Origin of the sequence: Bowdeniella nasicola (assembly GCF_900107735.1) — a bacterium.
GTDB lineage: Bacteria > Actinomycetota > Actinomycetes > Actinomycetales > Actinomycetaceae > Bowdeniella > Bowdeniella massiliensis.
Window position 1 is genome coordinate 118,294 of record NZ_FNQV01000005.1, and the last position, 14,795, is coordinate 133,088.

General features: G+C 62.9%; 9 protein-coding genes. 7 read left to right on the forward strand and 2 right to left on the reverse strand.

Going from position 1 to position 14,795, the window contains the following annotated elements; translation table 11 throughout:
* Window positions 1-2 precede the first annotated feature (2 nt).
* The gene (locus tag BLU67_RS05055; RefSeq protein WP_092563094.1) at window positions 3-1,013 is read right to left on the reverse strand and encodes a zinc-binding dehydrogenase; all 1,011 of its coding nucleotides are present in this window, start codon (window positions 1,011-1,013) and stop codon (window positions 3-5) included.
* Between the two features lie 13 nt (window positions 1,014-1,026).
* Window positions 1,027-1,791 (reverse strand): glucose 1-dehydrogenase, encoded by a 765-nt coding sequence (locus BLU67_RS05060; RefSeq protein ID WP_092563097.1) that lies wholly within the window; start codon window positions 1,789-1,791, stop codon window positions 1,027-1,029.
* Window positions 1,792-1,946: 155 nt separating this feature from the next.
* On the opposite strand from BLU67_RS05060, the gene BLU67_RS05065 reads away from it, so the two are divergent.
* The 7 genes from BLU67_RS05065 (at window position 1,947) to BLU67_RS05095 (ending at window position 14,770) form a co-directional block, all read left to right on the forward strand.
* Complete coding sequence (locus tag BLU67_RS05065) at window positions 1,947-3,287, forward strand: MFS transporter (RefSeq protein ID WP_092563100.1); 1,341 nt, start codon at window positions 1,947-1,949, stop codon at window positions 3,285-3,287.
* Window positions 3,288-4,226, forward strand: coding sequence for an ornithine cyclodeaminase family protein (locus BLU67_RS05070; RefSeq protein ID WP_092563103.1), 939 nt, complete (start codon window positions 3,288-3,290; stop codon window positions 4,224-4,226).
* Window positions 4,227-4,352: 126 nt separating this feature from the next.
* Window positions 4,353-5,336, forward strand: a complete 984-nt coding sequence (locus BLU67_RS05075; RefSeq protein ID WP_092563312.1) for a malate dehydrogenase — start codon at window positions 4,353-4,355, stop codon at window positions 5,334-5,336.
* Between the two features lie 117 nt (window positions 5,337-5,453).
* Window positions 5,454-11,423: a pullulanase-type alpha-1,6-glucosidase gene (pulA, locus tag BLU67_RS05080; RefSeq protein WP_092563106.1), complete on the forward strand. Its 5,970-nt coding sequence runs from the start codon at window positions 5,454-5,456 to the stop codon at window positions 11,421-11,423.
* A 129-nt stretch (window positions 11,424-11,552) separates the two neighbouring features.
* Entirely contained in the window at window positions 11,553-12,863 is a 1,311-nt protein-coding gene (locus BLU67_RS05085) for an ABC transporter substrate-binding protein (RefSeq protein ID WP_092563109.1), read from the forward strand.
* Between the two features lie 82 nt (window positions 12,864-12,945).
* Window positions 12,946-13,869, forward strand: coding sequence for a carbohydrate ABC transporter permease (locus BLU67_RS05090; protein WP_410002418.1), 924 nt, complete (start codon window positions 12,946-12,948; stop codon window positions 13,867-13,869).
* Window position 13,870: 1 nt separating this feature from the next.
* Window positions 13,871-14,770, forward strand: coding sequence for a carbohydrate ABC transporter permease (locus tag BLU67_RS05095; protein ID WP_261977036.1), 900 nt, complete (start codon window positions 13,871-13,873; stop codon window positions 14,768-14,770).
* Window positions 14,771-14,795 lie beyond the last annotated feature (25 nt).

Below are 14,795 nucleotides of genomic sequence, written 5' to 3' on the forward strand. Positions count from 1 at the left end.
GACTAGGTCAGATCGATGAGGACCTTGCCGGACTCCTGAGAGTTCTTTGCCATTTCAAAGGCTTCCACCGCATCGGTGAGCGGATAGACATGGGTGATGACGACATCAGCGATGGAGGATCCTTCATCGGAGGCAAGGATCTGAATCGCGAAGTCAATCTCATTGTCGAAGCGGAAGGCACCGCGAATCTCGACTTCCTTCGACAACAGTCCGGCCATGTTGATGGGTTGGGGTCCGCCGGGAAACATTCCGATTTGAGAGATCACACCCGCTTTGCGGACCGCCGGGATGCAGCCATTGAAGGCAGCTGCGACTCCCGTGCACTCCAAGACCACGTCAAAATGGTCGGCAGGTAGTTCATCGTGGCCGACCCTGACAACCTTGTCGACACCGAGCGCGCGGGCGCGCTCGAGCGGACCGTCGAGAATATCGGTCGCCCAGATCTCGGCTGCCTTGCCAGCTTTGGCTCCCGCTGCCGCCAGCAATCCGATGGGTCCCGAACCTGACACGAGGATGGCCTTGCCTGTCGCCCACCCTCCGATCGCAACGCCGTGCAGGCCCACCGCTAGTGGTTCGGCGAGGGCCGCTGCCTTCAGATCCATATTCGCGGGCAACTCCCGCACCATGTAATCCTCGACGAGGAGGTAGTCACTCATGGCGCCTTGCGTGTGCGGCCAGGTTGCTGCCGAACCCAAGTAGGACCCGCCGTTCCACAGATGACGCCCGTAGCGCAGATCCTCGGTGCCAAACCGCGCCGGGTGGATGGTTACAGGGGTGCCCTCAGCGAGTTTTCCTGACGGATCATGAGCGACCGTACCCGAAACCTCATGGCCGGGAATCAATGGCTCCTTGACGACGAAGTCGCCGTTGGCCCCATTGAAGTAGTAGTGCAGATCGGAGCCACAGATCCCCACGTAGGCAACGCGAACGAGGACTTGGCCGGCGTGTGCTTGAGGAGTCTTAACCTCGCGAACTTCGGCGTCGCGGGCTCCTTCGATCACAAAAGCGCGCATAACTTCTCCTTTGCTACACGACAGACGTCATGCCGCCGTCGACGAAAATATTCTGCCCTGAGACGAAGCTCGAGGCATCAGAAGCGAGGTAAATCAGAGTCCCGATGAGCTCGTCAAACTTCCCCCATCGCTGGGCAGGAGTGCGGGCAATGCACCATGCATTGAATTCGGGATCTTCCCAAAGATTGCGGTTCATCTCGGTGGCAAAGTAGCCGGGGGAGATGCAATTGACCTGGATGTTGAACCGGGCAAGATCCGCAGCCATTCCACGAGTGAGCATCGCGACGCCCCCTTTAGAAGCGGAATACGGGGCGATTGTCTGCCGAGCAAGCATCGATTGGACCGAGCCAATATTGACAATTTTTCCCGAACCTCGCTCGGCCATCGCCGGGCTGATTGCTCGCGAAACATAGAACGCGCTGGACAAATTCGAGGCAATGACCAGATCCCAATCATCGGCATCGAATTCGGTAAAGGGTGCGCGGCGCTGCACGCCCGCGTTATTCACCAGGATGTCGGGCACCCCGTGCTCATCTATTAGACGAGCTGCTCCATCAACCACGGCGGACTTGTCCGTGACATCGAAGCTGACGGCGGCACATTCCGCTCCCGCTTCTCGGATAAGTTCTTGTGTTTCGGCTAGCGCTTCGGCATTGCGCCCGTGCACGATGACCCGCGCACCGTGGCTGGCCAATCCGAGCGCAAGGGCTCTCCCGAGCCCACGCGAGGATCCGGTAACCAATGCCAACTTGTCACGAACGTTGAAAAGATCGCTCACGTGAACTCCTTCGAGCGGCTGACGGCTTGTACCTCAGTCTACGTAAAGAGCCGTCTCACATACCGTGAATGGCGCTGCCGCAGCATGCATTTTTATTGCTATAGTCCCGAGTTACCCATACCACCCGGGGTGTGCCGGGCCACCAAAGGAGTACCATGTCTACCAGCGAAAACGCGACCTTCAAGGCGGTGACAAATCGCCGAGTGCTCACCGGTTCGCTAGCGGGCAGCGCAATCGAGTGGTTTGACTTTTTTCTCTACGCCACGGCCGCAGCGATCATTTTCGACAAGCAGTTCTTCCCGACCGATGACCCGAATATCTCTCTCATCCTGTCCTACCTGACGCTTGCCCTGACGTTCTTCGTCCGCCCCTTCGGCGGCATCGTCTTCTCCCACATCGGTGACCGGGTGGGCAGAAAAAAGACCCTGGTCATCACCCTGTCGCTCATGGGCGGAGCCACCGTCGCCATTGGGTTACTGCCCAACTATGACCAGATCGGTGTCCTGGCACCGATTCTGCTCATCATCTGCCGAATCGTGCAGGGGCTTGCCATCGGAGGCGAGTGGGGTGGGGCGCTGCTCCTGGCGTATGAATATGCCCCGAAGAATCGGCGCGGCTTCTTCGGTTCCGTACCTCAAACGGGCGTCACGATCGGCATGCTCATGGCCTCCCTATCTTTCGCCATCGTCTCGGCGCTGCCCGATGCGCAGTTCCAATCGTGGGGCTGGAGGGTTCCTTTCATCGCTTCCATCGTTCTCGTCTTCTTGGGCCTGTGGATCCGAAAAGGACTAAACGAGACCCCCGCATTCCAAGCCGCCAAAGACTCCGGTGCCGTGGCCAAAATGCCCCTGCTGGACACTTTCAAGGACCATTGGCGTTCTGTTCTCATCGCGGTGGGAATTAAGTTCGTGGAAACAGGTCCGTTCTATATCTTCGTCACCTTCGTGGTCTCCTACACGACGACGAACCTGAACTATGAGCGACCGACCGTCCTTAATGCGGTAAGCGTGGGCGCCCTGATTTCCACGGTCATGATCTTCACGATGGGAGCGCTGTCGGATCGGGTCGGACGCAAGCCCGTCTTTACTGCCGGTGTCTTCATGACGATGGCGTTCGCCTTCCCCTTCTTCCTCCTGCTCGACCTGCACGCAACCTGGGCCGTGTACGCCGCGGTGATCATTGGGCTTGCTATCGTTTGGCCGCCAGTGACGGCGACCCTTGGCACCCTCATGTCGGAGACCTTCTCCACTCGTGTGCGCTACACCGGGGTCACGCTCGGCTACCAAATTGGCGCGGCGCTCGCGGGCGGAAGCGCGCCGCTCATTGCGACGTGGTTGCTGCGAGAGTTCGATGGGAGTTGGACTCCGATCGCGATCTACATGCTCTTCCTGTCCGTCATCGGCCTCGGCTCAGCGATTGCCTCAGGACCCGTCGTGCGTAAGGAGACCGCGGACCTCAAGGCCTCCGGCAGGTGGGTAGAGGAGGCGGACGCCTAAATGGGCAAGCCCAGCTATCTCTCGGATCAGGTCGTGCGAGACAGCATCACTCCGACGAAGGCACGAGAACTCATCCGTGATGCCCTGCGCGGCGACTTCGACCCGGCAATGGATCCAGTGCGCGGTAACGTCGCTGCCGGTGCAGGACATTTCCTCCTCATGCCCTCGACGATCGGGCCGTGGACCGGAATTAAAGTGCTGACCGTGGCACCCGATAACCCGAGCCTGGGACTCGAACGGATTCAGGCGTTTTATCAACTCTTCGACTCCGCTACCCTCACGTGCCGCGCGATCATCGAAGCTAATGCGCTCACCTCGCTGCGAACCCCTGCCACATCGGCTGTTGCGGCCGATGTCCTCGCGGCTCCGGATGCGAGCAGGCTCCTCATTGTGGGAAGTGGGGGACAGGCCATCGGCCACGTGAGGGCGATGGCCGAGATTCGGCAGTTGACAGATATCGCGCTCACCGCCCGAAACCGGGACAAGGTTGCCGAGGTTGTCGCGCAATTGCGTGCGGAAGGCTACCCGGCGCGGGTTGCGGACTCCGCCGCCGAAGCCGCCGATTGCGACATCATCGTGTGCGCAACGTCCGCGGCAGAGCCCGTCATCGCCGATTCGGACGTCAAAGATGGGGCATGCGTCATCGCGATGGGCAGCCACGAGCCGCACTATCGCGAACTTCCTGGCGAGCTGATGGGTCGTTCGCTCGTCATCGTGGAGGATGTTGCGACAGCGCTGCGGGAGGCAGGGGATGTCATTCAGGCGATCGCCGAAGGTCATCTCAAGCAAGCAGATCTCGTACCACTGCGAGACCTTGCGACCGGTCAGGTCTCGCGGCGAACCAATGCTCCAAACGTCTTCAAGGGAGTCGGGATGAGCTGGCAAGACCTTGCAGTAGCGATCGGCGTCGCATCCGCGGCCGGTATCGACCATACCTAGGGTGGCCCTACCACACGCTTTCGCCGACCATCACGGACCGAAGCCGTGGCGAGGGCCGGGTAACCGCGTAAACTTTGGTTCGTACGAACAACCGAGTACCACCCCATGGCAAAGGAGCTCATCGCCATGACCACTCCGGTCAATGTCACCGTTACCGGCGCTGCCGGCCAAATCGGCTACGCCCTTCTCTTCCGGATCGCCTCTGGCCAGCTGCTGGGCGAAGATGTCCCCGTCAAGCTGCGTCTCCTGGAGATCCCGCAGGCTGTCAAGGCCGCCGAAGGCACCGCGATGGAACTGGACGACTGCGCCTTCCCGCTGCTGAAGGGCATCGATATCTTCGATAACCCCGAGGCCGGCTTCGATGGCGCCAATATCGGCCTGCTTGTCGGTGCCCGCCCCCGCACCAAGGGGATGGAGCGCTCGGATCTGCTGGCCGCCAACGGTGGGATCTTTGGTCCCCAGGGCCGCGCCATCAACGACAAGGCCGCGGACGATATCCGCGTGCTCGTCGTGGGCAACCCGGCCAACACCAACGCCTACATCGCAGCGGCCTCCGCGCCCGATGTTCCGGCCGATCGTTTCACCGCGATGATGCGCCTGGACCACAACCGCGCGATCTCCCAGCTTGCGACCAAGCTCGACGCCGATGTCACCGACATCAAGAAGATGACCGTGTGGGGTAACCACTCCGCCGATCAGCACCCGGACGTCTCCTACACCACTGTGGCCGGCAAGCCTGCACTCGACCTCGTCGACGAAGCATGGCTCGCCGACTACTTCGTGCCGACCGTCGCCAAGCGCGGCGCCGCCATCATCGAGGCGCGCGGCGCATCCTCGGCCGCATCGGCCGCGAACGCCGCGATCGACCACATCTACGACTGGGTCAACGGGACTCCCGAGGGCGACTGGGTTACTCCGGGCATCGCCTCTGACGGCTCCTACGGAGTTCCCGAGGGCCTCGTCTTCGGCTTCCCGGCCACCGCCGAAGGCGGCGAGTGGAAGATCGTCCAGGGCCTCGATCTCTCGGAGACGACGAAGGCCGGAATTCAGCGCAATATCGACGCACTGGTCGAAGAGCGCGACGAGATTAAGGCAATGGGAATCCTCTAATCCCACAGCCGGCTCATACGGCGGGGGGTGTCACCACGGGTGAACACTCCCCGCCGTAAGCGTTTACAGGTATTGTTTCTTCTACCTGGATCCCCTCACCGACGATTGGAGCACTCCATGTCTCCCATCCCCAGGAAGCGCCCCATTGCCGCTGCGCTCACCACTGGTTTCTTAGCCCTGACCTCACTCGCGGCCATCCCGTTTGCCGCTGCCGAGACCACGAGCGCCACGCTCGTCGGTTCGCTGCAGTCAGAACTCGGCTGCGCCGAGGACTGGATGCCCGCCTGCGATGCCACCACCATGATCGCCGCAGACGATGGGATCTATGAGCTGACCGTGACGGTCCCAGCGGGGGATTGGGAGTTCAAGGTCGCGCTCAACAAGTCCTGGGACGAGTCCTACGGCGATGGCGCAAATAACGTTCCGCTCAGTCTCGCGGGTGCCACCGAACTGACGTTCACCTACAACGATGAGACGCACGCCCTCGGACTAAAACCGACGTCTCTTCCGGGCCCCTACACGGAGGCCGATGCAGCTCTCGTGGCACAACCTGCCACCCATGCCGGGGCGGGCCAACAGTTCTACTTCGTTCTCACCGATCGCTTTGCTAACGGCTCCAGCGCGAACGACACCGCCGGCCTGGGCGATGATCGCCTCGCCTCCGGCTTCGATCCCACCGACGTCGGCTTCTACCATGGCGGCGACCTCGCCGGCCTGAAGGACAAACTCGACTACATCGAGGGGCTCGGAACCACCGCTATTTGGCTGACGCCCTCCCTGAAAAACAATCCCGTCCAAGGTGAGGGCAATGACGCCTCGGCCGGCTATCACGGCTATTGGATCACCGACTTCACCCAGATCGATCCGCACCTGGGCACGAACGAGGAAATGAAGGCCTTCATTGACGCGGCCCACGCGCGCGGCATCAAGGTCTACTTCGACATCATCACGAACCACACCGCCGACCTCATCGACTACGAGGAAGGCACCTACGACTACAAAGACATCGCGAGCCATCCCTATAAGGACTCCGACGGCAATGTCGTTGATGTCAGCAAGCTTGCGGGCAAGGACGGTTTCCCGACCTTCGATCCAAAGACCTCCTTCCCCTACACCCCCATCCGCGCGGCAGACCAACCCCAGATGGTGCCCGAATGGCTCAACGACGTCACCCTCTACCACAACCGCGGAAACTCGACGTGGGAGGGCGAATCCGTCACCTTCGGTGATTTCGTCGGCCTCGATGACCTCATGACCGAAAACCCCAAGGTCGTTGATGGCATGGCCGATATTTATCGGCAGTGGATGGACCTCGGGATCGACGGCTTCCGGATTGATACCGTCAAGCACGTCAACTTCGAATTCTGGACCTCCTTCAGCTCCCAGCTGCAACGCCATGCGGATTCGATGAACCCCGACTTCTTCACCTTCGGCGAGGTCTACGACGCGGATGCCGCCAAGATTTCGCCCTATATGCGCAAGACCGACATGTCGGCCGTCCTCGACTTCACGTTCCAATCACGTGCCGTCAACTACGCTAAGGGCCTGACGAGCGCGGGTCTGTCCGCCCTGTTCGCCGACGATGACCGCTACACGAGCCCGACGTCTAACGCCTCCTTCTTGCCGACCTTCCTCGGCAATCACGATATGGGGCGCGTCGGCCACTTCCTGAGCGGCACCGATAACGCCGAGGCGCGCAGCAAACTCGCGCACTCCCTGATGTACCTCACGCGCGGCCAGCCCGTCGTCTACTACGGCGATGAGCAGGGCTTCGTCGGCAATGGCGGCGACAAGGCTGCCCGCCAGTCGATGTTTGCCTCCAAGGCGGAGGAATACACGAGCCAGAACAAGCTCGACGGCTCGCCCTACGGCACCGGCGATCACTTCGATACCTCCGCGGCCCTCTATGGCCACATCGCCGCTCTCGGTGAACTGCGCGCAGAGCATCCCGCGCTCAACACTGGCGCTCAGATCGAGCTCTTCGCCTCCGACGGTCCCGGACTCTACGCATTTGCGCGCGTCGACCGCGACGAGAAGTACGAATACGTCGTAGCGCTGAACAACACCAGCGCGCCGATCACCCAGGAGATCGAGACGCTCACCCCGGGGGCTTCCTATGCCGCCGTCTACGGCGCATCGGGCTCCCTCACAACGAACGCTGAAGGCAAGACGAGCATCACGGTTCCGGCGCTCGGTGCGGTCGTCTACAAGGCCGAAAAGACCGTGGCCGCGGGTGACCTCAAGCCGGTGCTCAACCTTTCGGGCGACAAGCTCGACGCCATGGCTCCGATCGCCGTCGATACAGCGGACAATCGCTGGGCCGAGACGTCCTTTGCCTACCGCATCGTCGGCTCGGATGACTACACCCCGCTCGGCGTCGCCACCGGGCCCGACGGCCGTCTCTTTGCCGATACCTCGGCGCTGAAGAAGGGCTCCCTCGTCGAGTACCGTGCCGTCACGACTGATGCCGCCGGAAACCGCGAAGCGGCCTCCGGCTACGGTGTCGTCGGCGTGGACCTCTCCGGTTCCGCACCCGAGGCACCCGGCGGCGATGACCTGTTCGTCACCGTCCCCGGTAGCCACAACGCGGCCATGGGATGCCCCGGCGACTGGCAGCCCGACTGCGAAGCCGCCAAGCTCACCAAGGACGAGAACTCGTCCTGGTACACCGCCACCTTCGATATCCCGGCCGGCAGCTACGAATACAAGGTCGCGATCGGCGGCAGTTGGGACGAAAACTACGGTGTTGGCGGCGAACGCGATGGCGCGAACCTCACGTACACCGCACCGGGCGGGAAGGTCACCTTCTACTACGACTCGGTCAGCCACCGCGCCTTCACCTCCCTCGACGGCCCCCTCGTCACCCTGCCCGGCAGCTTCAATAAGGCTCTCGGGTGCACCGGCGGTGACGGCGGCAACTGGGACCCGGCATGCCTTGCCACCCTCATGACGCCGGGCGAAAACGGCACCTACACCTTCACCACGAACGCCATCCCCACTGGCAGCCACGAGGTCAAGGTCGCGCACGGCCTCGGCTGGACCGAGAACTACGGGGCCGACGGCAAGCCCGGGGGAGACAACATCACCTTTAGTGCCCAGGAGGGTAAGAACGTGACCTTCACCTATGACGTCGCCACGCACGTGCTGACCATCGAGGTGACTGATCCGCCCGCCGCCGGCGCCGGTGAACTGCGTGCCCAGTGGATTGATACGACGACGATCGTGCTGCCCACGAACCTCTTCGGATCCGTGCCCGCACCCGACGCCACAGTGGTCCTCGCGCACAACGCCACCGGCGGCATGAGCCTTGCCGATGGCGAGGTTGCTGGCACCGACGTGACGGTGACCCCGCTGTCCTACGTCGGTGCGCTGAGCGAGCAGCAGCTCGCGCGCTTCCCGCACCTGAAGGACTACATCGCCTTCTCGGTCACCGGCATGGACCGCAGCCAGATCGAGGACGCCCTCACCGGGGCGGTCAAGGTCCTCATCTCCGGTGAGGCGCCGATCGCCTTCACCGGCGTGCAGATCCCGGGAGTGCTCGATGATCTGTATGCGAGCGACGCTCGCGCCGCCGGTATCGGCGTCACCTTTGATGACGGCGCCCCGAGTGTGAAACTGTGGGCACCAACGGCAACGAAGGTCTCCCTGCAGCTGTGGGATGACGCGAGCGGCAGCGGCGATCCCACGAGCCACGCCATGACGCGCAACGCGGACGGCACGTGGCAGGTTGTCGGATCGCCGGACTGGAAGAACCGCGCCTACCGCTTCGAGGTCACCGTCTACGTCCCGTCCGAGGACGCGGTCGTCACTAACTCCGTGACGGACCCCTACGCGGTGGGCCTGACTGCCGGCTCGACGCACTCCGTGCTGCTCGACCTCGCGGATCCAGCCCTCGCGCCGGAGTCCTGGCGCACCACCGAGGTCCCGGTCGTTGCCCGTGCGGTCGACCAGGCGATCTACGAACTGCACGTGCGCGATTTCTCCATCGGCGACGAATCCGTCCCGGCCGAGATGCGCGGCACCTACAAGGCCTTCACGCTGCCCGAATCCGACGGCGTCTCCCACCTAAAGGAGCTCGCCGCTGCGGGCGTGAACTCGCTGCACCTGCTGCCGACTTTCGATATCGCGACGATTCCGGAACCGCGCAGCGCCCAGGTCGCCCCGCAGATCCCCGATGCGGGACCAGCAAGCGAGGAACAGCAGGCCGCCATCGCCGCGGTCGCCGATCAAGACGGCTTTAACTGGGGTTACGATCCCTTCCACTTCTTCGCGCCCGAGGGCTCCTACGCGCTCGACGAGACGGCCGCGGGCCGCGTCGCGGAATACCGCGAGATGGTCGCCGCGATCAATGGCCTGGGGATGCGTGTCATCGCCGATGAGGTCTTTAACCACACCGCCGCCTCCGGTCAGGCCGAGAAGTCCGTGCTCGATAAGGTCGTGCCGGGCTACTACCACCGCCTGAACGCAGCCGGCAAGGTCGAGACCTCCACGTGCTGCCAAAACGTCGCCACCGAACACCAGATGGCCGAGCAACTCATGGTTGACTCCGTCATGACGTGGGCGCGCGACTACCACGTCTCCGGCTTCCGCTTCGACCTCATGGGCCACCACTCGGTGGCCAATATGCTCGCCGTGAAGGAGGCACTCGCCACCCTCACCCTGGACAAGGACGGGATCGACGGCAGCACCATCCACCTGTACGGCGAGGGCTGGAACTTCGGCGAAGTCAGCGGCAACGCGCGCTTCACCCAGGCGATCCAAGGCCAGCTGAAGGACACCGGCATCGCGACGTTCTCCGATCGCCTGCGCGACGCCGTGCACGGTGGCAGCCCCGTCGATGGGGACTCCTACCGCGATCAGGGCTTTGGCACCGGGCTGTACACCGACCCGAACGGTGCCGGCCGCCTGCAAGGCGATGACAAGGCCCGCGCCGATCTCCTGCACCAAAGCGACCTCGTCCGCCTCGGGCTTGCCGGTAACCTCGCGGACTACCAGCTCCTGGCCTCCGACGGCAGCGTCAAACCGGGTAAGGACTTTGACTACCGCGGCGATCCAGCAGGTTATGCCGCGCAGCCCGATGAGGTCATCACCTACGTCGATGCGCACGATAACGAGACGCTGTTCGACCTATCGGTCATCAAGCTGCCCGAGGACACGACGATGGCGGATCGCGTGCGAATGAACGCCGTGCAGCTCTCGACGGTTGCGCTCGCGCAAACGCCGGCGTTCTTCCACGCCGGAACGGACCTCATGCGCTCCAAGTCGCTGGACCGCGATTCCTACAACTCCGGCGATCACTTCAACGCGATCGACTGGCGCGGAATCGAGCACAACTTCGGTGTCGGCCTGCCGCCAAAGGACAAGAACGGCGAGAAGTGGGACGTCATGCGCCCGCTGCTTGAGGACCCGGCCAAGAAGGCTAGCCCCGAGGACCTCGCGCTGTCCAAGGCGATGGCGCTGGACCTCATCAAGCTGCGCTACGCGAGCCCCCTCATGCGGCTGGGCAGCGCCGAGCTCATCGGCGAAAAGGTCAGCTTCCCCAACGCCGGACCGGGCCAAACCCCGGGCCTGATCCTCATGCACATCGACGACACGCGCGGCACCGATATCGACGGTGAGCTCGATGGAGTCCTCATCGCGATCAACGCCAGCCCGAAGCCGATCACCGAAAAGGTGGCGGACCTGGCCGGCAAGGACTTCGCGCTAAGCGCCATCCAGCAAAACGGCGCCGACGAGGTCGTCAAGGGCACGACGTGGGATGCCGCCAGCGGCACCCTGACGATCCCGGCCCGCACGAGCGCGGTGTTGCACCTCGCCCAGGAACCCGGCACGAGCCCGACGGATCAGCCGACCGGCGAGCCGACAGGGGAGCCGACCGGTCAGCCGACGGGCGATCCTACCGGGGAGCCGACGGGCGAGCCTACGAGCCAGCCGACGGCGGCACCCAGCCCGAGCGTGCCGGGCGAACCGGGCCTCCCGATCACCGGTGGCCAGGTGGGCGTGCTTGCCGCGCTTGCACTTGCGGCCCTCGGCATGGGTGCATGGTTGGTTGCTCGCCGGCGTGATCGGTTTGTTGCTCATCGGTAACGATTTTGATCGTTTCTGGTAGGTCCTAGTGTTTTCCCTTTTTGGGAGCGCTAGACTAAGACCACGCCCACACGTGTGGGGGCCCGCTGTGGGCGGGCCAGCAACGACGCAGTTTCGTGAGGAGAAGCAATGAAGCGGATCGGAGCAGTCGCGGGACTCGCCGCACTCAGCCTGGTTCTTGCCGCCTGTGGCGGCGGCGGATCATCCAATGGATCCACCACTGGTGGTTCCGGTGGCGGTTCAGGCGAAGGTGGCGGAGACGTCTCAGTCGTCAGCTGGTGGGAAGCCGGCTCGGAAAAGAAGGGCCTGGAGGCCCTCGAAGGAGTGTTTAAGAAGGAGCACCCCAACTTCACCTTTAAGAATGCGGCGGTCGCCGGTGGTGGCGGTTCCCAGGCCAAGCAGAAGCTTGCCGCGGACCTCGCAGCGAAGAACCCGCCGGATACCTTCCAGGCACACGCGGGTGCGGAGCTGACCGACTACATCGATGCGATGCAGATCGAAGACGTTTCCAACCTGTATGACGAGTTCAAGCTCAAGGATGCCTTCCCGCAGACCCTGATCGATCGCCTGACCGTTGACGGCAAGATCTACTCGGTCCCGTCCAACGTGCACCGCGCGAACGTCGTGTGGGCCAATAATGCGGTGTTGAAGGAAGCCGGCCTGGATCCGGAAAAGGCTCCGGCCGACCTCGATGCGTGGATCGCGGACATGGAGAAGGTCAAGGCCGCGGGTAAGACCCCGATCACCGTCGGCATGGCCTGGACGCAGCTTCAGCTCCTGGAGGTCGTCCTCATGGCCGATCTCGGCGCCGAAGGCTACAACGGCCTGTTCGACGGCAAGACCGCATGGGATGGCCCCGAGGTCACCAAGGCGATCGAGCACTACGCCAAGATCATGGAGCTGGCCGACAAGTCCTACCTCAATGAGGACTGGGAACCGGCCATGAACCCGGTCATTAGCGGCAACGCTGCATACAACGTCATGGGCGATTGGGCCGTGGCGGCCTTTGACGCGGCTGGCAAGAAGTACAAGGAAGACTACGTCGCCTTCCCCGTGCCCGGCACGGACGGCATGTTCGACTTCCTGGCGGACTCCTTCACGCTGCCGGTCGGCGCCAAGAACGTTGATGGCGCCAAGGCCTGGCTGCAGACCATCTCCGGCAAGGAAGGTCAGATCGCGTTCAACACGGTCAAGGGTTCGATTCCTGCTCGCTCGGATCTGAGCGAAGAGGAACTGGGCAAGTTCGGTGAATACCAGCAGGACGCGATGAAGTCCTTCGCGGAAGACACCATCGTGTCCTCGATCGCGCACGGGGCGGCTGCTCCGGTCGCCGTGTCCAACGCGATGAACGACGCCTGCGCCAAGTTCGCTCAGGGTGGCTCTGACGTGGCCGGCTTCCAGGCCGAGCTCGCCAAGGCTGCCGAACCGATGAGCAAGTAGCCTCGCGCTAGCCTCACCAGATCACCAATGAGCGCGGGTGGCGGCGACATCGCCGCCACCCGCTGCTATGGAAGGACCAACAATGGCGAGTAAACAACGGCGAAGCTCGCGGCAGTGGTGGCGCACCTACGGTCCGCCGCTCCTTCTCATTTCTCCCTCTGTCATCCTCGTCGGGATATTCGTCTACGGCCTCATCGCCGCCAACACCTATACCTCGATGCGCGATGCCCACACCGTCGCCCAGTACAACGGGGCACGCGAGACCTCCTTTGTGTGGTTCGAGAACTACGCGAACCTCTTCGGTAATGCGGACTTCCAGCATTCGCTGACGAACCTGCTGCTCTTCACGCTCGCATTCCTCGTTGGCACCCTCGTCCTCGGGTTCTTGTGGGCGTGGCTGTTAGAGCGCCCGATCAAGGGAGAGGGGTTCTTCCGCTCCGTCTTTCTCTTCCCGATGGCCGTGTCCTTCATCGCCTCGGGTGTGGTGTGGAAGTGGCTGCTCAACTCCGGCACCGGCGACCAGGCCAAGGGTCTGAACCGCCTGTTCCACATGTTGGGGCTGAGCTTTTTAGAGAACTCCTGGACCGCGAATCTCACTTTTGGTGTCCTCGCGGTGGCGCTGCCCGCGATCTGGCAGCTCGCCGGCTATGTCATGGCCCTATTCCTTGCGGGCTTTCGGGGGATCAGCGATGACCTGCGGGAGGCCGGCCGCGTCGATGGTGCAAGCGAATGGCAGCTGTACCGGCACATCATCTTCCCGCAGCTTTCGGCCGTTGCGTTGTCCGCGGTCATCATCATTGGGCACATGGCGATGAAGTCCTTCGACCTCATCATGGCCGTGACCGACCAGCGCACCTACTCGACCAAGGTTCCCGCGATCGACATGTACAACTTCATGACCTCGGGCGACTACTCCAACGCCGCGGCCGTCGGCACGATCCTCCTCGTGATCGTGGCGATCCTCGTCGTTCCCTATCTCATCCACGACGCGAAGCAGAGGCGCTGACATGACGACCACCTCGACTCAGCCCGCTCCCGCCCTGCCGGGCGAAGAGCTCGGCCCGCCCCCGTCTCTGGATCGATCCGGCACGAAAGGCACCGCAACCGCCATCCGCTATGCGCTGCTGATCTTCTCGCTCGCCGTCGTCCTCATCCCCGTCTACGTCCTCATCATCACCTCGTTTAAGGGCTCGGCCGAGGCAGATCCCTCCCGGACATGGTTCCTGCCCGAGGTGTGGCAGACCGCCAACTGGCAGCGGGCCTGGGACGCGTTGGCCGCGCCCATCGGGCGGACGTTTATGCTCGTCATCCCGTCCTCGATCATCTCGGCGATGCTCGGCTCGATGAACGGCTTCGTCCTTTCGCGCTGGCGCTTTCCCGGGGCGAACATTATCTTCACCCTCATCTTGTTCGGCATGTTCATTCCGTACCAGGCCGTCATGATCCCGCTCATGAAGATGGTGCTGACGATGGGACTGCCGAACGGTATTCCCACGCTGATCCTCGCGCACGTCGTCTACGGCATCCCCATCACGACGCTCATTTTCCGCAACTACTACGAATCGGTACCGCAAGAGCTCATCGAGGCCTCGCGCGTCGATGGAGCCGGCATGCTGCGCACCTATTTCTCGGTCGTGCTGCCGATCTCGATTCCGAGCTTCGTCGTCGTGTTGATCTGGCAGTTCACCTCCGCGTGGAATGACTTCCTGTTCGCCCTGTTCTTAACGAACACGGAGACCGGGCCGGTCACGCTCTCCCTGAACAACCTTGCCCACGGCTCGATCATGGCGGACTACGGGGCATCGATGGCGGGCGCGCTGCTAGCCTCCGCGCCCACGCTCATCGTCTATATCCTGCTCGGCAAGTATTTCGTCGGCGGACTCATGTCGGGTTCCGTCAAGGGATAGCCGCCAGCTCCGTCGATTCCCGCGA

Coding starts and splice junctions, on each gene's coding strand:
- BLU67_RS05055 (WP_092563094.1), bottom strand. CDS start 1,013: ATGCGCGCTTTTGTGATCGAAGGAGCCCGCGACGCCGAAGTTCGCGAG.
- BLU67_RS05065 (WP_092563100.1), top strand. CDS start 1,947: ATGTCTACCAGCGAAAACGCGACCTTCAAGGCGGTGACAAATCGCCGA.
- BLU67_RS05070 (WP_092563103.1), top strand. CDS start 3,288: ATGGGCAAGCCCAGCTATCTCTCGGATCAGGTCGTGCGAGACAGCATC.
- BLU67_RS05075 (WP_092563312.1), top strand. CDS start 4,353: ATGACCACTCCGGTCAATGTCACCGTTACCGGCGCTGCCGGCCAAATC.
- pulA (WP_092563106.1), top strand. CDS start 5,454: ATGTCTCCCATCCCCAGGAAGCGCCCCATTGCCGCTGCGCTCACCACT.
- BLU67_RS05085 (WP_092563109.1), top strand. CDS start 11,553: ATGAAGCGGATCGGAGCAGTCGCGGGACTCGCCGCACTCAGCCTGGTT.
- BLU67_RS05090 (WP_410002418.1), top strand. CDS start 12,946: ATGGCGAGTAAACAACGGCGAAGCTCGCGGCAGTGGTGGCGCACCTAC.
- BLU67_RS05095 (WP_261977036.1), top strand. CDS start 13,871: ATGACGACCACCTCGACTCAGCCCGCTCCCGCCCTGCCGGGCGAAGAG.